16 protein-coding genes are annotated in these 20,525 nt (G+C 51.5%); 10 read left to right on the plus strand and 6 right to left on the minus strand.

Features of this window, described 5'->3' with window-relative positions:
* Positions 1–3: 3 nt before the first annotated feature.
* A complete protein-coding gene (locus tag MJZ26_05620; protein MCQ2105251.1) occupies positions 4–1,140 on the minus strand; it encodes a glycosyltransferase in 1,137 nt (378 codons plus the stop codon).
* A gap of 205 nt (positions 1,141–1,345) precedes the next feature.
* On the opposite strand from MJZ26_05620, the gene MJZ26_05625 reads away from it, so the two are divergent.
* From MJZ26_05625 to plsX, 3 genes are all read left to right on the plus strand, one after another.
* Entirely contained in the window at positions 1,346–1,873 is a 528-nt protein-coding gene (locus tag MJZ26_05625) for a DUF177 domain-containing protein (protein MCQ2105252.1), read from the plus strand.
* A gap of 17 nt (positions 1,874–1,890) precedes the next feature.
* On the plus strand, positions 1,891–2,076 hold the full coding sequence (gene rpmF / locus MJZ26_05630) for a 50S ribosomal protein L32 (GenBank protein ID MCQ2105253.1): 186 nt from the start codon (positions 1,891–1,893) through the stop codon (positions 2,074–2,076).
* Positions 2,077–2,156: 80 nt separating this feature from the next.
* Complete coding sequence (gene plsX / locus MJZ26_05635; protein MCQ2105254.1) at positions 2,157–3,161, plus strand: phosphate acyltransferase PlsX; 1,005 nt, start codon at positions 2,157–2,159, stop codon at positions 3,159–3,161.
* A 98-nt stretch (positions 3,162–3,259) separates the two neighbouring features.
* Here plsX and MJZ26_05640 read toward each other — a convergent pair whose 3' ends face one another.
* The gene (locus tag MJZ26_05640) at positions 3,260–4,201 is read right to left on the minus strand and encodes an Rpn family recombination-promoting nuclease/putative transposase (GenBank protein MCQ2105255.1); all 942 of its coding nucleotides are present in this window, start codon (positions 4,199–4,201) and stop codon (positions 3,260–3,262) included.
* Positions 4,202–4,635: 434 nt separating this feature from the next.
* Here MJZ26_05640 and fabD point away from each other — a divergent pair, with 434 nt between their 5' ends.
* From fabD to MJZ26_05670, 6 genes are all read left to right on the plus strand, one after another.
* Positions 4,636–5,556 (plus strand): ACP S-malonyltransferase, encoded by a 921-nt coding sequence (gene fabD / locus MJZ26_05645; GenBank protein MCQ2105256.1) that lies wholly within the window; start codon positions 4,636–4,638, stop codon positions 5,554–5,556.
* Between the two features lie 116 nt (positions 5,557–5,672).
* Positions 5,673–6,413 (plus strand): 3-oxoacyl-[acyl-carrier-protein] reductase, encoded by a 741-nt coding sequence (fabG, locus tag MJZ26_05650; GenBank protein ID MCQ2105257.1) that lies wholly within the window; start codon positions 5,673–5,675, stop codon positions 6,411–6,413.
* 53 nt (positions 6,414–6,466) lie between these two features.
* On the plus strand, positions 6,467–6,706 hold the full coding sequence (gene acpP / locus MJZ26_05655) for an acyl carrier protein (GenBank protein MCQ2105258.1): 240 nt from the start codon (positions 6,467–6,469) through the stop codon (positions 6,704–6,706).
* 139 nt (positions 6,707–6,845) lie between these two features.
* Positions 6,846–7,664: a ribonuclease III gene (gene rnc, locus MJZ26_05660; protein ID MCQ2105259.1), complete on the plus strand. Its 819-nt coding sequence runs from the start codon at positions 6,846–6,848 to the stop codon at positions 7,662–7,664.
* Positions 7,665–7,719: 55 nt separating this feature from the next.
* Positions 7,720–8,082 (plus strand): four helix bundle protein, encoded by a 363-nt coding sequence (locus MJZ26_05665; protein ID MCQ2105260.1) that lies wholly within the window; start codon positions 7,720–7,722, stop codon positions 8,080–8,082.
* Positions 8,083–8,144: 62 nt separating this feature from the next.
* Complete coding sequence (locus MJZ26_05670; protein ID MCQ2105261.1) at positions 8,145–9,893, plus strand: extracellular solute-binding protein; 1,749 nt, start codon at positions 8,145–8,147, stop codon at positions 9,891–9,893.
* Between the two features lie 6 nt (positions 9,894–9,899).
* On the opposite strand, the gene MJZ26_05675 is transcribed toward MJZ26_05670, so the two are convergent.
* The 4 genes from MJZ26_05675 to MJZ26_05690 form a co-directional block, all read right to left on the minus strand.
* The gene (locus tag MJZ26_05675; GenBank protein ID MCQ2105262.1) at positions 9,900–11,522 is read right to left on the minus strand and encodes a hypothetical protein; all 1,623 of its coding nucleotides are present in this window, start codon (positions 11,520–11,522) and stop codon (positions 9,900–9,902) included.
* 91 nt (positions 11,523–11,613) lie between these two features.
* Positions 11,614–12,375, minus strand: a complete 762-nt coding sequence (locus MJZ26_05680) for a transporter (protein ID MCQ2105263.1) — start codon at positions 12,373–12,375, stop codon at positions 11,614–11,616.
* Between the two features lie 105 nt (positions 12,376–12,480).
* Positions 12,481–13,242, minus strand: a complete 762-nt coding sequence (locus tag MJZ26_05685) for a porin family protein (GenBank protein MCQ2105264.1) — start codon at positions 13,240–13,242, stop codon at positions 12,481–12,483.
* A 257-nt stretch (positions 13,243–13,499) separates the two neighbouring features.
* Positions 13,500–14,090: a PorT family protein gene (locus tag MJZ26_05690; GenBank protein MCQ2105265.1), complete on the minus strand. Its 591-nt coding sequence runs from the start codon at positions 14,088–14,090 to the stop codon at positions 13,500–13,502.
* Between the two features lie 207 nt (positions 14,091–14,297).
* Between MJZ26_05690 and MJZ26_05695 the strand changes: the two genes are divergently transcribed.
* Positions 14,298–20,375 carry an InlB B-repeat-containing protein gene (locus tag MJZ26_05695; GenBank protein ID MCQ2105266.1) on the plus strand — a complete coding sequence of 2,026 codons (6,078 nt, stop codon included), beginning with the start codon at positions 14,298–14,300 and terminating at the stop codon, positions 20,373–20,375.
* Positions 20,376–20,525 lie beyond the last annotated feature (150 nt).

Below are 20,525 nucleotides of genomic sequence, written 5' to 3' on the forward strand. Positions count from 1 at the left end.
ATCTTACTTCCATTTGAAGCGGCCGAACAGGCCGAACAGCACGGCCAGTACGGTAAAGGGGGCGTGGATGAACTCTACCGGGATGCACCACTTGATCAGGTGCTCCTGCTTGAATACCCGTAGCCCTCGGAGGATTAAAACCAGGTCGCCAACGCACTTGACGACGAATGTGGCCGCCATGGCCACGAAAACGTTGAAACTGAAGGGGGAAAGGATTGCCGCCACGCACTGCATGGTGAGGAACAGGAACACCATGCTCAATACAAATACGATCTTTGGTGTGTAGTAGATGGTCTTGGAGGCCCAGCGTTTGCGCTGCTCCCAGAGTTCCTTCAGGGTTTCCTTGCCGTTTGTTGTTACAAAGGTGCTTTCCGAAATACAGTACCGCATGGCCCAGGGGCGGTCGGCAGCCAGTTTCTGCATCAGCAGGTCGTCGTCGCCGCTCTGGATCTTGATCACGTTCTCGAAGCCCTTGACGCTCTTGAAGAAACTCTTGCGGTAGGCCAGGTTGTTCCCGGTGCTGGTCAGGGGAAGGTGCATGGCCAGTCCTGCGGTTCCTGCCACTCTATATATAAGAGTCTCTACGGCCTGCATGCAGATAAGAATGCTGGACTTTCCCGGGGTGGTGGGAATGTAGGAGTGGCCGGCTACAAGTTCAATGCCCGGTTCGAATTCCGCCACGATGCCGGTAACCCAGGTGGGCTTCACGATGCAGTCCGCGTCCGTGAGGCAGAGGATTTCTCCTTCGCAGGCCTCGATCATTAAACTTAGGGCATGCTTCTTGGGGCTGACTCCCTCCGGAATATCCTTGATGGAGAGAACGTGGAACTTTTCCGGGTACTTTGCCTCGTATTCGGCTAAAATCTTCGGGGTGTCGTCGGTGCTTCTGTCATCGGCCACCCAGACTTCCCAAAATCCGCGGTAATCCTGTGCCATGACAGAATCCAGCGTGGCCCTGATGCCCTCCGCCTCGTTTCGGGCGGCAATCAGCACGCTTACCTTCGGGGCCGGCTCCACATCGGAATTGCCCTCACGGACAATCCCCAGGGCACGGAAGAACCGCACCTCCAGGATAGCGTAGAAGAGGCAGAAGGCAACCAAAAGCCCAATAACGATGTATGTGACAACAGAAAAAATCATTGGATTCGCGCAAAATGTAGTTCAAGAAAAACGTCCTTTGAGTGATGATTACATGAAAATGCCGTGGCAAAGGCTTTTTCCCTGAATCTCTATCTTATATTTTTCTTACAAACGTGCTGAAAATGTAAAAGGATTTGAATAGTGTTCTTTTGAAAAAGCCTTTTTATTGACTCAAAATCACCGATTTACTACATTTGCACCCACTGTGAGAATCGATATTGCACAAACACTGACTGAACCCGAAGACCGCCAGGTGGTCTGGTCCCATGCCGACGCCCCTGAACTCTTCGACGAACTGCACCTAAAGGGCGATCTGGTAGCTCAGGTGCTGGTTAGCCCCGAAGGCGACAACAAGTGGCTTGTGACAGGTACGATCTCTGGCGTGCAAACGCTGACCTGTTCCCGTACTCTGGACCCGTTTGACCGACCCTTCTCCACTGAAATCGTGGTCGAAGTTGAACGAATCCAGGTGTCAAAGCAGGAACTTGATGATGAAGACGTAGACGTCTATGCCTACAAGATTCCTCTGGGACAGTACTTCGTGGACGTATCCGAGTGTGTTCGTGAGCTTATTTTGCTTCAGGAACCACAAGCACCCGTGAAAAATCCTGACGAAGATTTTATCTTTGTAACAAACAATCAAGCTGGCGATGAAGCCGATGGCGAAAAGCCAATGGATCCTCGCTGGGACAAACTCAAGGCCCTTAAAGACAAAATGTCCAAGGGTAACTAGACTAACAGGAGTTAAAAATGGCAGTACCTAAAAGAAAAACCTCTACCGCTCGTCGTGACAAGCGCCGCACCCACTGGAAGATGGAAGTGCCCGCCATGGCTACTTGCGATCATTGCGGTTCCGTGAAGCGTCCGCATCGCGTATGCCCGGTTTGCGGTTACTACAATGGTGTCGAAGTTGTCGACATGAAGGCCGAAGCCTAATTTTTAGTGTATATTAAGGTAAGCTCTGGTGTACCCGGGGCTTACCTTTTTTTGATTTTTGATGTATAAGGAAGTGTACCATGGTTAAAGTTGCATTGGATGCCCTGGGTGGCGATTTTGCTCCCGACGTAGTGATTGATGGCGCCATTAATGCTGCCAACAAGGATGCTGATTTGCACATTGTTCTGTGCGGACCGGAGGCCGAGGTCAAGGCTGGTCTCGAAAAGCGTGGCTATACTGGTCACGGCATTTCTGTTGTGGACGCACCGGATCCGGTGGCCATGGATGAACATCCTGTCATGGTTCTTAAGAAGAAGCCCCACTCCGGCCTGGTAACCTGCGTTGCCCTCCAGAAGATGGGCAAGGTAGATGCATCCGTCAGTGCTGGTAACTCCGGCGCCATGATGGCTAGCTGCCTTATGCTTCTTGGCAAGACCACCGAAAAGTTTGGCCGTCCGCCTATCGGTTGCGTAATCCCCACCGCCGAAAAGCCCATCGTCCTTGTTGATGCTGGCGCTAACGTAGACGAACGTGCTTCTGTACTCGTAGACTTCGCTATTGCTGGTTCTGCATTTGCCGAAACTTACTTCGGTCGCGAAAAGCCGAAGGTCGGTCTCGTGAACATGGGCGAAGAAGAACACAAGGGCCCCGCAGTTTGCCAGGAAGCCTACCAGCTCCTGAAGAACGCTCCCGTGAACTTCATCGGCAACATCGAAGGCGAAGACCTGATTATGGGTAAGGCCGACGTGGCTGTTACCTCCGGCTTTACCGGCAACGTCATCCTCAAGATGATCGAAGGCTTCTACGAAATGCATCACAAGATGTTTGGCAACATCGATTCCGAAGCTGGCCGCAAGTTCGACGAAATGTGGGACTACCGTATGACTGGTGGCGCTTTGCTCCTGGGCCTCAACGGTACCGGCATTATCGCTCACGGCCGTTCCGACGCTCTGGCTATTGAAAAGGCTGTGGAAGTTGCTGCCAAGTATGCCCGCCTCGGCGTGGCCAAGGCTGTGAACGCTCGCCTTGCCGAAATCAAGGACGACGCTACCGCTGCAGCTTCTGCCGAAGCTCCTCAGGCTTAATTAAATGTCATGCCGGCGTAGTCGGCATTGTCTGGTTTAGCAATTAAGGCTCCGATGGTTGTTCATCGGAGCCTTATAATTAGAGTTCAGTGGTAGGATTAGTTTTTTGCGTTCTCGGAGGCAATCTTACTAGCCAGTTCCTGTACCTTTTCAAGAGGCAGCTTGAGAACCAAGGAAACTTTTTCTACGGAATCACCATAACGAAGAAGCGCCTCTGCAGCACTCAGATTGGCCTCTTCACGGCCCTCGCGGCGGGCGGTTCCGATACGCGTACTGATTTCAGCTTCTGTGACCATACCTGTTGCAATCTCCGTGATAAAGTTCTTCTCGAGGGCGTTCACCGCCAGACGGCTGTAAACATCCGCTATGACGGGATCCTTCGTTTTGGGGGCATCCTTCGCAGAGGCCATCTTGGTGAAAAGCTCCAGCCATTCCGTCTCGGCAGTGTTCAGGTTCAAGACCTTCGCATCCACCTTACTCAAGTCGATTACAATATACCTTTTTTTATCATATACAGGCAAGGCGCCGGGATCACCGATGCTAGAAAAGCGGAAGAGGCCCAGTTCCTCGCGGTAGCTTTTGCAAAAGCTAACCGGGAAGTTGCAAATCCACACGCTGTAGGTTGTAGGCATCAGATAGGGATGGTCTTCCTTCTCGGTCTCGGTGCGCTGGCTGTCAAAGTGAATCTTCGACTCAATGGAAAGCTGGTCCGCATAAAGTTCCACGCGGTCCGCAAAATCGTCGTGAGACGCCCGCTGCATCTCGAGATCCACGAACTCATTGTTGTTGAGCTTGGCGTGTACATCGAAACGGACCTCCTCCACATCGATTGCGGAGGTCAGCGTCGATGCGGGCTTCTTGCGTTCGATGCTTACAATTTTGCGTTCCTCGGGCAGGTGCAGAATCGCATTCAGAAAATGAATCAGTGTAACGTCCTTCGAAAAGATTTCCTTGAAGACCTTGTCCCGGGTAGGATCCAGGAACGCATGCTGTTTAATGATCTCGACTTGTCTTTCGACTTTTTCTTCAAAAGTTGCCATTATAATTCCAAAACGGGAACGCCCCCGCAATAGCGCAAGGCGCTTTCGCCCTACACTTTATAACACGTTTTAGACGATGCAACGAATCATGATTTCTTGTAAAATAATTGTAAAAGCAAAAATTCAGACAAACTAATAACGGAGTTTGTTTCGACAGCATTCTCTGCAGATTCAATTTTGCATCAATGGCTTTATTAAATACTCCAATTTTCCCAGAGGTTTCCAACCTGGATGCTTCGAATTCAGATGTGAATCAGTGGCTTTGGTGACGTTCTTTGCCTTTGCAGACTTGGATGATGCGTTTTTGGAGACCTTACGGGAGTTGTTGTGCATTTTTTATATCGTTGAATTTGAAAAATATCCCCTGATGTCCCCTCAAATTTTTTAAGTTTGGTATGTATTTCTATCGTTGTTTCATTCAAGGAAAATAAACAATGTCTAAGACTATTCTTCTTTTCCCTGGCCAGGGCGCACAGTACGTCGGTATGGGCCAGACCCTCGCTTCTACTTTCGAACCTGCAAAGAAGATCATGCAGGAAGCTGACGAAATCCTCGGCTTCTCCCTGTCCAAGCTCATGGCTGAAGGTCCGGAAGAAGTTCTCAAGAGCACCGACAATACTCAGCCCGCACTCTTCACCGTGTCCGCAATGGTCATGGAACTCCTGAAGTCCGAAGGTTTTGAATTTGACTACGTTGCAGGTCACTCCCTGGGTGAATACTCTGCAATCTACGCTGCCGGCGGCTTCAGCTTTGCCGATGGTCTCCGCCTGGTCCGCACCCGCGGCGAACTCATGGCTTCTGCCGGTTCCAAGAACCCCGGTGCCATGGCCGCTATCATGGGTCAGGAAGAAGCAAAGATTATTGAACTCTGCGAATCCGTAAAGGATGCAGGTGTTGTGGTTCCGGCTAACATCAACTGCCCGGGTCAGATCGTCGTGTCTGGCGCTCAGGAAGGCGTTGCCAAGCTCTGCGAAAACTGCGGTGCTGCTGGCATCAAGGCCATTCCTCTGGCAGTGTCCGGCGCTTTCCACTCTCCGCTGATGCAGTTCGCTCAGCCGGGTCTGGCCGAAGCTATCGCCAAGACCACCTTCAACGATGTGGCTAAGCCGGTCATCGCTAACGTGATCGCTGAACCTGTCACCTCCGGCAAGGAAATTGCAGACCTGCTGGTCCGCCAGCTGGTGTCCCCGGTCCGCTGGAACGACTGCATGAACAAGGCTATCTCCCTCGGTGTAACCCAGGGTGTTGAAGTGGGTTCCGGCAAGGTTCTCATGGGCCTCATGCGCAAGATCAGCCGCGATGTGAAGGTCACCCCGGTAGAAACCATCGAAGCATTTGCTGCTCTGAAAGGCTAATAGCTATCAGCTATGAGTTATGAGCATTGAGTTAATGTGTGGCGCCGAAGGCGCGATTATAAAAACTCATCGCTCAAGGCTCGTTACTCACAACTTTTTTATAAAGGAACTATCAAATGGGTAAACTTACAGGTAAAAAAGCCATCGTTACCGGCGCTTCCCGTGGTATTGGTCTCGCTATCGCTACCGAACTGGCTAGCCAGGGTGCAGACGTTGCCATCCTTTCCACCTCCGTCAAGGATGAACTTGCCGCAAAGCTCAGTGCCGAACTGGGGGTCACGGTCAAGAGCTATGCTTGCGACGTGGGTAACTCCGAAACCGTGCAGAACGTGTTCAAGCAGATCATTGCTGACATGGGCACTGTAGATATTTTGGTGAACAACGCTGGCATTACCCGCGACGGTCTCCTGATGCGCATGAAGGACGAAGACTTCGACGCCGTCATCCAGACCAACCTCCGTTCCGTGTTCCTTTGCACCCGCGCCGTGGCTCGCACCATGATGGGCAAGCGCGCAGGCCGCATTATCAACATTACCAGCATCAACGCTATTCGCGGTCAGGCTGGCCAGGCCAACTATGCCGGTGCTAAGGCTGGCGTTATCGGTATGACCAAGTCCAACGCCATGGAATTCGCTTCCCGCGGCATTACCGTGAACGCTGTGGCTCCTGGCTTTATCGGCACCGACATGACTGCCAAGATGGACGACGCTACCAAGGAAAAGTACGCCGCTTCTATCCCCCTGCAGCGCATTGGCGACCCCGCTGACGTGGCTAAGGCAGTGGCATTTTTGGCATCCGACGACGCTTCCTACATTACCGGACAGGTTTTGGGCGTTGACGGGGGCTTGAACGCTTAGTCATTTTTTACTAAATTTGAACACAAACAATCAATCCTAAAATGGAGTATACAATGAACGAAGAAATTTTTAAGAAGGTAACCGACGTTATCGTTGCCAAGCTCGAAGTTAAGGCTGAAGATGTGAAGCCCGAATCCGAATTCAGCAACGACCTCGGCGCTGACTCTCTCGACCGCGTCGAACTCGTTATGGCTCTCGAAGACGAATTCGAAGTCGAAATCCTCGACAGCGATGCTGAAAAGTTCCAGAAGGTTGCTGACGTTGTTGCCTTCATCGAATCCAAGAAGGCTTAATCTTACTTAGCCTAAGATTCTTTGGAATTGAAAAGTGGTCTCGGCTAAAACCGGGACCGCTTTTTTATTTTCTAACAGGGATTTGCGGTATCGCCGTTTGACGTAGACCGATACCTTCCGCATAACATAGGAGTGACATTTGGAAAACGAAAACATGTTGCATAAAATCCTGAAGCTCTGGTTTCGCCAGAAGCCCGATGGCGGGCTTGAGGCAAAGCTCGGGTACAGATTCAAGGATCCGGAACTGCTGGCCCATGCCCTGGTCCATCGTTCCTTTTCCATGGAGAACAGCCTGCCTTACGAAAAGAACAACGAACGCCTGGAGTTCCTGGGCGATTCCGTTCTGAACATGCTGACCACGGAATACCTCTACAAGATGTACCCCAACGATCCCGAGGGCGACCTGGCCAAGCGCAAAAGTGCCATCGTGTCGGGCCATGCCTGCGCTCAGTCCTCTACGGAATGGGACCTGAGCGAGTATATCAAGGTGGGCAAGGCCGAGGCCAAGATGAACAACCGCGGCAAGGAAACCATCATTGCCGATGCCTACGAGGCTGTGCTCGGTGCGGTCTATCTGGATGGCGGCCTGGAAGAAGTCCGTGCCATCTTGAACAAGTTCCACTTCCCCCGCATTAAGGAAATTATTGTGGCCGAAGACTTTGTGAACTACAAGAGCGAACTGCTGGAGTATGTTCAGGGCAAGCTTCGTACCACCATGACCTTCGTGCTGGTTGGCGAAAGCGGTCCGGACCACCAGAAGGAGTTTATTTCCGAAGTCCACATCAAGGACAAGGTGTATGGCCAGGGCGTAGGTCCCAACAAGAAGAAGTCCGAGCAGGAAGCTGCTCGGGTTAGCCTAGAAATGCTTAAGGCCGAAGAGGCTGCCAAGGCAGAACAGGACGGCGCAGAAAAGACCCCCTCCAAAACCAAGAAACAACGACACGTGGGACTACCCTAGCAGTTAACAATTAACAGAGAACAATTAATTCAAGATGAAGAATGAAGGGTGAAGGATGAAGAATGCGATTGTTGAAAAGAGTGAAAATTTTGCTTTTAGGATGATAAGGTTATTTCAAAACTTGACTACGAAGAAGGAATTTATTTTATCGAAACAAATACTTCGAAGTGGAACAAGTATTGGCGCAAATATTGCTGAAGCGGAATTGTCCATCAGCAAGAAAGAATTTATTGCGAAAATGCAAATATCCTTGAAAGAATGTGCTGAAACCATTTATTGGTTAAAGTTGCTGAATAAAGGGACTTACATTACAAATTTGGAATTTTCTTCGTTGAATAAGGATTGTCTAGAAATTCGTAATATTCTAACCGCAATTATTAAAACATCGAAAACATCTGTGTCTCGAAAAAAATCGTAGAAGTAAATATGAGAAAATCATTTTTAATATTTCATATTTCATCATTCATTCTAACCGCCTTTTTGGCGGTTGGTTGTCAAGAGTCTAATTCATCTGCGGGAAAAAAGTCTGCTGCTGTTTCCGAGGCGGATTGCCCTGTATTGCCGCAAGATCCCGAGGCGACAGGCGAGTTTGACCCGGTGGCATCCAAGGAGGCTCGTGCCTGTGGCGCCATCACCCTTTGGGGCTCCGCTATGCCCAAGTCCTTCAACATGTGGGAAGACTACAACAGCTTCTCTGCAGAACTGATGGGCATGATGTTCGAACCGCTGGTTTCCCTCCATTCCACCGAAGACAAGGAAGTGGGAATTCTCGCCGACAGCTGGACCGTTGGCGAAGACGGCAGGACATTTACTTTCCATGTGGATCCCCGCGCCAAGTGGAGCGACGGCAAGTCCATTACCGCCGAAGACGTGCAGTACTACTACGACGTCATTATGGACGAGAAGAACCTGACTCCCATCTTCAAGGTGGGCCTTTCCCGCTTTGACCGTCCGGAAATTATCGACAGCCTTACCATCAAGATGGTGGCCAAGGAGACGCACTGGGGTAACTTCTGGGAAGCCGCCGGCATGCTGGCATTCCCCAAGCACGCCTGGCAGGGCAAGGACTTCAACCAGATTCGCTATGAATTCCCGGTGGTGTCCGGCCCCTACAAGATCAAGACCTTCCGCGAAGACCGCTATGTGGAACTGGTCCGCCGTGCAGACTGGTGGGGCTTCAAGAAGAACTGGAACCACGGCAAGTACAACTTCCAGAAGATCCGCTACCGCTTCATGAACGACCAGACCAAGGCGCTGGAAGCCTTCAAGAAGCAGGACTTCAACGCCTATGCCATCTATACCAGCAGCATCTGGATGAAGCAGACCGACTTTGACGCCGTCCAGAAGGGCTGGGCCGTAAAGCAGCGTGTGTTTAACAAGGAACCCATCGGGTTCCAGGGCATGGCCATCAACCTGCGTAAGCCTGAGTATCAGGATGTCCGTGTCCGTCGCGCACTTTCCTTCATGCTGAATCGCGAGGCCATGAACGAAAAGTACATGTACGGCCAGTACTTCCTGCTGAACAGCTACTATCCGGACCTGTGGCCGGGCAACCAGAACCCTACGGCGCCTGTATACAGGTTCAATCCTGACTCTGCACGCGCCCTGTTTGCGGAAGCCGGCTACAAGGTCAACTCTCAGGGTGTTCTTGAAAAGGACGGCAAGCAGTTCGCCATCAATTTCATTACCAGCAGCGAAGACCTTCGCCACTTGACTTTGTTCCAGGAAGACCTGAAGAAGATTGGCGTAGTTGCCACCATCGAACAGATGAGCCAGAGTACCTTGCGCAAGCGTCTGGACGATGCGGACTTTGATCTTTACTGGGTGAACTGGGGCGCGGGCCGCCTCCGTGATCCTGAGGCAAGCTGGTTCTCCAAGACTGCCATGGACAAGGGTACCAATAATCTGAGCGGCCTCCAGGATGCCGTGGTAGACAGCCTTATCAACCTGCAGAAGACGGAATTCGACCTGGCCAAGCGTAACGAAATTCTCAAGGCATTGGACAACCGCCTGGCAGAACTGGTTCCCTACGTTCTTATGTGGCAGTGCGATCACCACCGCATTCTCTACTGGAACCGTTACGGCATGCCCGAGAAGGTGCTAGACAATTTCAACCGCGAAGACGCCATCCCGGTTTACTGGTGGCTCGATCCGGCTAAGTCTGCCGCTCTCGATGCCGCCATGAAGAAGGGCGAGGCTCTCCCGGTTCCGGAATACGACGTAAAGTAATTCCGGCTATCGGTTCCGGTTCTTCTCTGCGTTCTTCTTGATTCGTTCCAGGAAGTGCCTTGGAGGAAGCCTGAGTGTAAGGCCTAGGTAGGCATTGTCCCAGAGATCTTCTGCATGGACCCAGCCGATTTCGATGCCTACCAGGTTTGCAAGTTCTATAAAGCCGCCAAGATAATAGGTGGGTAAGTCGTCGTCCATGACGTAGTTGAACCTTACGCCGCCATTTATTTCTTCGCCGAGGCTCAATTCTGCCGTAAGCACAGGAACGGTGGAACTGTAGATGTTTACCTCGTCGCATTCTTCTTCGCCATAGTACGAATCGCAGAATTCGTAATTGACCCTGTTGTTTGCGATGCCGCCACCTATGCCGATGGCGAAACTCCTGGTGAATTCAAAAACCAAAAGCCCGCTTAGGTAGGGCGTAAATTGGGATATGGAATCGTTCTCGCCTAGGTAGTAGCCATCGAATCCTTTGGCGGAACTGGCTTCGTCAAAGGCCATGTAGACGCCTCCCAGAATCTGGAAGGTTACGTTGAATCCGCTTTCACTAGCTTTGGGGGATTCGTTGTCTTCCTTGGGAGTGGGCTTCGGGTAATCATTGTCCTCGTCGTCGTTACCGTATGACTTGTAGGAAGCCTTGTAACTTTTGGGTGTACTGTTGCGGACTGCCTTTGGTGCGACCGGTTCTTCAGTTTTTTTGTCGCTCCATGCGAATCGACCCTTGAGCCCGTTCTTGACCTCATCCTCATAAAGATTGATTTTGTCGTGCCAGCGAACGTCGTTCCTGGCCAGATGAATGTTCATTCCGTGCTTGCTGATACTGATGGTAAAGATTGTGGAGCCGCTGGAAAATCCGTAGTCGAATAGCTGACGCCCGTTCAGAAAATATACGCCGTTGATTCCATTCAAGGTCTTGACAGAAAGAGAGGTTCTTCCGTAATTCTTTTCGACATCGAAATACAGGGAGCCTTTCTTGTTCTTTGCCTGTGACTTGCTGTTTTCTATCAGGTCCTGGAATACCGGGGCCAGGTTTCCGCTGTTGTCGCTGTGGAGTATAATTGAACCGCAGGCTGCGTACCAATGCTGCATCTGTTCTTCAAGCTGAGTCGTGGCGCTGGTCTTTGGCTGTAGGGTAAAATCGTAGCTGATTTCAATGCCGTCGTTGGGGAGGGGTTCCGCGGCGTAGTCTCCTTCCAGCGTGTAGAATCGGGCAGGGTAGAAGGCTTCGATCTGGAGGGCTTCATAGCAGAGGTTGATCGCCTGGCGTTTTTTTTCGACGGAGTTGAAAAGCTTGGTGGAGCTAAGGCGGATTTCGCCTGTAATTCTAAAGAAGGACGTTTCGAATTCGGGCAGTTCCGTTTCGTAGAAGCTTCCGCATTCCGTGTCCAGCGTTTCGGTGAGGGAAATGGAACCGCATCGTTCGTTCATGACCTCAATGCGGCCTGCTTCTTCCCAGAGTTCGTTCAGCTGTTCCTTTTCGTAGTCGGAAAGTTCTTCGCTTTCACGCATCTCCTTCAACTGGGAAATCTTGCTTTGGATGTTCTCTACGGATGTGGTCGTTACGAACCTGGGCTCTGCCCAGACAAGGCTAATGCCAATCATCAGTATGGTCAGTAGAACGTTACGCATCGTAGGTACCGTAAATATAAATTAAAAAAGGCCCCCTGATTCGGGAAGCCTTTTGATGTAATTCAGCAGATTGTGGAATCAGCTCTGCAAATTAGAAGTTGTAGTCTACGCCAACCCAGAGGCCTGCTGCGTCACCGTCCATGTCGCCGGAGCGAACGATGAGGCGAGCGTCAAGAAGCATGTTGGGGATAACTGCGAACTTTGCACCGAGCCAGATATTAACCTGGGTGTCGCCAGAGTCGTCTGCACCGAAGTCGCCATCATTCCAAGTGTCTTCGGTGAGCTGCAGCTTGAACTGGAGGCCGAGATAGGGGGTAATGATGGTGTTGGGAATGGTGTAGCCAGCTTCGCCAGCGATATGGATTTCGAGACCGCGTTCGTAGTTGTCGTGTTCAAAGCCCCAGTCAATGCCTGCTTCAGAACCGAATACGAAACCCGGAACGTTGGTGGGCATGGAGAACTGTGCACCGAGATAGAGGTCCATTTCGTCAGAGGAAACTTCGTCACCGCCGATGGGGAGGCGGAAGTCGATGAATGCTGCTACGATAGGAGCAACCTGGTAGCGTGCGCCGATAGTCAAGTCGCGGAGACCGTCACCGCCATTGGGGCAACCGTCGCAATCCACTTCGTTCCAGAACTGATAGCCCCAACCCTGGAGGGAGAGTTCCAAATTCTGTACAACGGAGTAACGTGCGCCGATCTTGAGGCCTGCCTGAGACCAATCGTCGTCCCAGTCGTAGTAGAGGCCGCCTTCTACGGTACCCTTGCCGGCTTCCTGAACCGGATAGTAGTCCCAAGTTGCGAAGGATGCTGTTGCGGCAAGTGCTGCAGCCAGTGCGATTTTCTTGAACATAGTTGCTCCTTGTTTTTGAATTTCTGCGGCAAATTTAGAAATTTTTGACACCAAAAAAGCCCCTCCCTTGATAGGAGGAGCTTTTTCTGTCTAATCTTGAAAAAATTAGAAGTTGAACTTTGCGTTCAGGTCGATGGACATCGGAGTGTCTTCGCCGTAGTAGTCTTCGCCTACGCCGAAGCCGAAGGATGCGTCGAGGCTGATCATCTGGTTGATGGCGTAGCCAACACCAACGTAGATCCACAGACCGAGGGTACCGCTTTCGTCAGAACCCGGGAGTTCGTCACCGTCGTGGGTGTATTCACCCAGGTGCATGTTCATATCAATGCCGACGTACGGGGTAACAGGGCCGCCGAGAACGAAGTCAGCTTCTGCACCGACGTTCAGTTCCCACGGAGGAGAAACTTCGTCGTCACCTTCGGTGGTGATGGCGAGGCCAGCTTCAGTACCCAGGTCGATCATGCCGAACTTCTGAGAGAACTGGACACCAAAGTGGAAGTTCCATGCGCCTTCTTCGTTGTAAGAATCGTCACCGAACGGGAGGTTCACGTCAACGAAAGCGTTCATGGTGGGCATGAACTGGTAACGGACCATGAGAGGAATGTTGCCGAGGCCATCTGCTTCCAGATCGTTGCCATCGAAGTCAGAGTAGAAGCGGAACGGAACAGCGAGGCCCAGTTCCAAACCCTGGATAACGGAGTAGCGAGCGCCGACATACATGCCGAGGTCGCTGTAGTCACCCTGCATGTCGTAGCCTACGCCAACCTTGGCCTGGCCCTTGCCTGCTTCGAGAACGGGGAACTTGTCCCAGGTTGCAAAGGATGCGGTTGCAGCGAGAGCTGCAGCGAGAGCAATCTTCTTGATCATGTTTTTTCTCCTATAGAAGGTTAAGTTGTTTTCCCATAATATAGTGTTTAACTCGTTGTCTGTCAATGAGTTGGATGAAAAATTTCTTACTTTTTGGAAGGGCTGATTTTTGAGGGCAGCGCATTTGCCGAAGGCTTTATGCGTTTATTCATAAAAAAACACCCGCCACAGGGGTCTGTAGCAGGTGTTTTTTGTAAAATTTCGCGTTTTTCGCTAAAATTAGGCGAATTTTGCCAAAATCTCGATTCTACGATCGATTACATGAACCAGTAGGTTACGCCGAGAGCGAACTGGAGGTTCTTTGCGTCGATTTCTTCGGTGCCAAAGCCATAGTCCACTTCTTCAAAGACGTTGGTGAGGCCCATGTTCACGCGGAAGTCGATGTCCAGCATGGGGAGGATGCTGGTGCCAACGCCAAAGGCGAGGCCGAATTCGAAGGTGTTGGTTTCGGGAACAAATTCATCGGGCACATCTTCGCCATCATAGGCTTCGGAGTGGCTCAGGAGGAAGCCAAGAGTGGGGCCAGCCTGAACGTAGAATGCCGGGATAATGGAGAAGCGAACCATAACGGGGATATCCAATGCCCAAGTGGTCATGGTAGCCTTGTCGTCGTCGTCGCCGCAGGAGTTACGCATGTCGATCATAACGCCCGGAACAACAGCCAGGGGGAGTGCCGGAAGGGTGATCTTTGCTTCAACACCAGCTGCAAAACCGAAGCTGCTGGCGATGTTATCGGCGTTGTCGCCCCACATGGAGCTCATGTTTGCTGCGGCGTGGCCACCGACGCTGATCTGTGCGAATGCTGCAGATGCGATAACGCAGGCAGCGAGGATGATTTTCTTGAACATTCTGTTCTCCTTTTTTTGTTTGAATGTTTTACAAATATAGCCATGGTGTGGTGGAATGTAAAGGGATTTTTCATAAAATGTTACAATATGCTTACGGGAAACAGGTGGTTGTTCCTCGTCACAGAATATTCCGGTTTGACGTAAAACACAGCCATAATAAGGGGTTTGTGTATATCTTTAGTAAAGAAAAGTATACTAGAGGGTTTTATGAAGGCAAAAATCAGTTTGTTCTTGTTTACCATGCTCCTGGTTTCGGGCATGGCTTTTGCCGCGGGTGGATATTATAACTTGGTTTCTATCCAGACTGGTATCAGTTACCCCATGTTCGGAGGTTTTGGTGCCGCCGACTCCACCTTGGTCCTGACCCAGGATGTTAATACCTGTAGAGACGCAAGCTGGGCCGTATACTTCAACAATTCCTACCATTCAGCCGACGGTACCGGCAAAATCGGCCGTTATTCCGGCTTTGGCTGGCAGCAGGCATTTTCTGCAACAGGGCGTTGCGTTGCCTCGGCAGAATCCACCCCTGAGAATCTTTACAAGATGCTCAAGACCCATTGGGTCGATGCCATGGTGGCAAAGAACCTGAGCCTTGGTAACGATATCGACCTGGGAGAAACTTCTTCTACTGCCGGAAAGTGCGTTGCCAACCATGTCCCGCTGCCCTTCCGCGAAAATACGGTTTTCGATGGTCAGTGGAAAAAGATTTCCAACATGTGCTATGTTGGATCGACTATGGATAAGCCTGTTGGATTTTTCGAGTCCGTCAGCAATTCCGTGGTTCAGAGAATCGACTTTAATCACGCTCGAGTTGTTGTTAAGGGCGGTTCCAACGATGGTGCCGACTACTATCCCGTAGGTGCGGTGGCCGGTGCTGCAATCCTTTCTACCATTGACAGCATTTCCATTGCCAACGATTCCCTCGAGGCACCTCTTGCCGGCGGTGTGGTTGGCGCGTCTATCAATACTACATTGCAGAACATTTCTGGTGATGAAGATATCTTCATTACTAACGCACAGCTCATTACTACCGGTTACGCAGGTTCTGAATATATCGAAACCGCCGCCAGCACCGATGCCCAGAAGATTTCTCTTGCTACTCCGTACAGCGTGTTCCTTGGGGGCCTGGCTGGCGTTGTTATCCGCTCCAACGAAGATCCCTCCCTTACGGGAGTCTCGGTCAAGGTAGATGTTCACGATTCCGTTTCGGCAAATCGTTCCGCCCTGGGTGGCGCCGTAGGCTTGCTTTTTGCTTCCACTGAAACAATCTCCAACGTAAATGTGCTTGTCAAGAAAAAGATGAACGAATCCATTCCCTCCCGCATTTCCGGCGGTAGCGCCATGGGTGGCCTTGTGGGTTATGTATCGGTTTTCTACGAGAACAATTCCCCTGTTTTGGGTCGAGTGACAATTGAAAATAGCTCCTTTGCTGGTGAAATCAAGAACGCCGCCTCAGACGCCATAATTGCAGTTGGCGGTCTTGTGGGCCGCGATTCATCGCTTGCTCGCATGGGCTTTTCTATCAAGAACAGCTCTGCAGAAGTGACTGTTGACGATAATCTTGAAACTGCAGGTGCTTACCACTACTATGCAGGTGGTATCCTGGGGTATAGCAACGACTGTATTAGCTCCGTTGTAGAAGATGACTTTGTTTCTATTACAGGTTCCAAGGCGTCGGGCTCCATCGCTATCGCCGCAGAAGGCGATCTCCACGTGCAGACGTTTGTGGGCGGCATTGCCGGCGCAGGCTGCTTTGCCATGGGCGAAGTCGGAATCAAGAACGACACTTCCGCGGTTGAAATTTCCACCAACATCAAGACCGGTAACGATGAACAGTTCGATTCCGTGACCGTCGGCGGTATCCTTGGTGCGCTGAATGTAGCCGGAAACCAGGGCGCCACTCTTTCTAACCTTCTCTACACTGGTAACATTTCTGTAGAAGACGGCCTAGGCTATGTTTTTGCCGGTGGCGTCATTGGCCGATTCCGTGGTGCCGAAGGTGGTAAGTCCATTAGCTTTAACGATATCATGGTAAAGTCTGCTGGCAAGCTGATTGACTATAACGCAACTGCTGCAAGTAAGCCTGCCGGAACAAATGTCAAGTCCACGCTTATTGGCGGCCTTTGCGGCAAGTGCCACGAAATCGAAACCATTGAACGGGTGGGTGTAAACGGTGGCATTTCTGTTGCCGGTAAGTATGCAGGCGACTCCCTGTTTGTGGGCGGCCTTGTTGCCCGTTTCCACAATACGAATCATAACCTTAAGCTCGAAGCGAACTTTACCATTGGTGATATTTCCGTAGGTTCCGTTACTGCCGGGGTGAACAAGGTTGGCTACTTGCTGGGCTTTGGCCTCTTGAAGGCTGATGGCTATAGCATTCGTTCCAACTACCACTATGGCGAAAATGATCTGGACGTAAATCCCTTTGGCGTCATTAGCGAAACGGATCTTAGCGACGACGGTTTTACCGCAAGCTGGAAGACCAACGATCTTATCTTGTTCAATATCCGTAATGGAGAAAACAAGGCTTATACAAACAAGCATCACGACGGTACTGAAATTGGCGAGAACATGAAGAAGTCTTCTTTTGCCGGTTTCTTGAATGGCGCCTTTGACAAGGAACAGGGCGAAACTTACGCCTGGACATTCGTTGCCGGCAAGAATAACGATTTGCCTCTGTTTGCTGATGGAAAGAACGATGCTGTTGAACCCGATGCAACAACCCTCGTAGTGACTTTCCTGGACAAGGATGGCGAAACCATTGTTCAAAAGAATGTAGAAGATGGCGCCTCCCTGGAATTCCCTACAGAAGAGGAAGTTCCTGAATTTGCTGGATGGCACTTTGTTGGCTGGGAAGAAGTAGATGTTGTCACCGTCCATTCGGACTTGTCTGTAAATGCAATCTACGAAATCAATACTTACGAAGTGAAGTTCTTTGGCAAGGATCAGAAGACCCAGATTGGTGAAACCCAGGTTGTGAACTATGAGGGTGCAGCAGTTGCTCCCGAAGCTCCGACTCTCGTTGGTTACAATTTCAAGGGCTGGGATTCCTACGCTTTTGAAAGCGTTACCTCGGTCTTGAATATCAATGCCGTTTATGAAGCCATTGAGTACGAAGTGACTTTTGCCAATTACGATGGATCGGTTCTTAGTTCAAGCATGGTTGCCTATGACACCTGGGCTCCGGAACCGGTCAACGTTTCTCGTGAAGCTACTGCAGCCTACGAATACACCTTTGTAGGCTGGGATCCCGAAGTTACCGCTGTTGCAGGGGAGGTAACCTACACGGCGGTTTACGATTCCGTCAAGGTCAAGTATGACGTTGCCTTCTATGACTTTGACGGCAAGCAGATTGGCGAAACCCAGAGCGTAGAATACGGCGCCGCCGCAGAAGAACCCGAAGCCCCTGTGAGTGCCGGCCGTGTATTCAAGGGCTGGAGCGATAAGACCTTCAAGGAAGTTGTAAAGTCCTTGGAAATCACCGCCCTCTACGATAGCGCAAGCTTTAACGTAACACTGCTCGACTACAAGGGCGACACCCTGACTGCTCTTACCGATGTCCTTTACAACAAGGATCTCTCCGGTCAGGCCAGCCCCGCCCGCGAAGCCACCAAGGAATACGCTTACACCTTCAAGGGCTGGAGCCCGGAACTTGGCAAGGTTGTTTCCGACACCACAGTGAAGGCGGTTTACGATTCCGTCAAGGTCAAGTATGACGTTGCCTTCTATGACTTTGACGGCAAGCAGATTGGCGAAACCCAGAGCGTAGAATACGGCGCCGCCGCAGAAGAACCCGAAGCCCCTGTGAGTGCCGGCCGTGTATTCAAGGGCTGGAGCGATAAGACCTTCAAGGAAGTTGTAAAGTCCTTGGAAATCACCGCCCTCTACGATAGCGCAAGCTTTAACGTAACACTGCTCGACTACAAGGGCGACACCCTGACTGCTCTTACCGATGTCCTTTACAACAAGGATCTCTCCGGTCAGGCCAGCCCCGCCCGCGAAGCCACCAAGGAATACGCTTACACCTTCAAGGGCTGGAGCCCGGAACTTGGCAAGGTTGTTTCCGACACCACAGTGAAGGCGGTTTATGATTCTGTAAAGGTAAAGTACGATGTAGCCTTCTATGACTTTGACGGCAAGCAGATTGGCGAAACCCAGAGTGTGGAATACGGTGCTGCCGCAGAAGAACCCGAAGCCCCTGTGAGTGCCGGCCGTGTATTCAAGGGCTGGAGCGATAAGACCTTCAAGGAAGTTGTAAAGTCCTTGGAAATCACCGCCCTCTACGATAGCGCAAGCTTTAACGTAACACTGCTCGACTACAAGGGCGACACCCTGACTGCTCTTACCGATGTCCTTTACAACAAGGATCTCTCCGGTCAGGCCAGCCCCGCCCGCGAAGCCACCAAGGAATACGCTTACACCTTCAAGGGCTGGAGCCCGGAACTTGGCAAGGTTGTTTCCGACACCACAGTGAAGGCGGTTTATGATTCCGTAAAGGTAAAGTACGACGTAGCCTTCTATGACTTTGACGGCAAGCAGATTGGCGAAACCCAGAGCGTGGAATACGGCGCCGCCGCAGTTTTGCCTGCAGTTCCTGAACGTGAAGGCTTTGATTTTGTTTGCTGGAGCGATTCTGCCCGAGTTGTAACGAACAGCCTGGAAATTCGCCCCATCTATGTGCCGGCGGTTGTGTCCAGCTCCAGCAGCGAGCCCGAGAGCTCCAGCAGCTCCGAAGAAATCGAAAGTTCCAGCAGTTCCTACCTGTTTGCCGAGAAGATGATTGAAGACTCTTCCATGGTGCTTACTGGCGATGCCTTCTTCGTTGGTTATAAGGTGTCTGTAGTTGACCCGGCCCTGGCAACAAGCGTACGCCTGGTGGTTACTGGCGACAATGGCTACTCTATGGACAAAATCCTGGTCGATTCCCTGGAAACCAGCACCTACAGCGACAGCCTTAGCCTTTTGCGTCTGCCCGCCGGTAACTATACCGCTGAACTGGTAGTGGCCAACGACTCTGCGGCAGATAGCTTTACTTACAGCTTCTTTGTTCAGCCCGAGATTACGGTAATGGCAAGAAGCTGGCAGATGATTTCCATGGCCGGTGTCGACATGAATAAGATGGACCTGGGCCGCGATGCCAGCTTCTACTGGTGGAACGAACAGAACCCCATTGGCGACTACTGGCAGTACCGTGCCTACGAAGGCGAAGAACTGGAGGCAACCCGCGGCTACTGGTATGGCACATCCGAGGGCCGTTCCATTGTCCTTCGCGAGGTTACCGGCAAGGTGGACTCCTCCATCGTCTGGGATCTAGATAGCCTTTTCAGCGGCTGGAACCTGGTTGCCAACCCCTACAACTGGTATGTGGACCTTTCCAAGGGCAAGAGCGACAACGGTGACTCCGTGCAGTTCTGGCGCTGGAATCCGGAAACCTCCGAATACGACATTCCCAAGGTTCTTGGCCCCTACGAGGCAATTTGGGTAAAGGTGAACCGTGCAACCAGGTGGTCTATGCCCTCGGCTCCGCTGTTCGACCTTGAAAAGATCAGTTCCGACAAGAAATTCTCCTCTATGGAGAAGGTGGCCTCCCTGCGTAAGGGTGCCGCCCGCAAGGCTTCTGCCTCCAGCTGGACCCTTCTGGCAACCCTTTCCGACAACTACGGCAAGACGGACTCCTGGAACGTTCTTGGCGCCGGTCTCCAGCCGGAAACCATGGAAAAGGCCCCCCTTGGAATGGGTGAATACGTCCGTATGACCATTGCCGACGGCAAGAAAAAGCTGGCCAAGTCCGTGAAAAACGTTGCAGACGAGTACGAATGGACCCTGAATGTGGGGGCAAACAGCTCCCGAGACGGAAAAATCGCCTTTGCCGGCGTTTCTGAGCTGAACAAGCTGGGTTACAGGCTCCTTGTGACCAGCGATGGCAAGACTGCGGAACTGGGCGAGGGCGAAACCTTCCCGGTTGCCCTGGCTAAAATCAGTAAAAAGGTGAACATCCGTGTAGTAAAAACAGGCGCTGTTGCCTCTTCTCGCCAGATTAGAGGGCTTTCCATGGCTCAGGCTTCCGGAAAGCTCCTGATGCAGGTGGATGTGTCCACCGCCCTGGCCGGGGCCGCCTCCCGCTACGTTCTGGTGGATGCCAAGGGCAAGACCGTGGCAAACGGCCGCTTTACCGCCCTGGCTGGCTCCAATAGCGTTGCGTTAAAGGCTCCGGTTTCCGGCCAGTACTTTATGCAGGTCCAGGTGGGGAGCCAGACATTAACCCGCAGGTTCTCGGTCAAGTAGATCTTTGTTTGGTGAATAGGCCGTCGGCGTATGTCCGGCGGCCTTTCTTGTTTAAGAATTTCTTACAAATAGCTATATTTTCCGTTATGTTACACGGACTGCCAATGCCAGTCCTTACCGTTGCTGTGCGGTAAAAAGAGTTTTGTGAAG

The organism is Fibrobacter sp., assembly GCA_024398965.1.
Taxonomy (GTDB): domain Bacteria; phylum Fibrobacterota; class Fibrobacteria; order Fibrobacterales; family Fibrobacteraceae; genus Fibrobacter.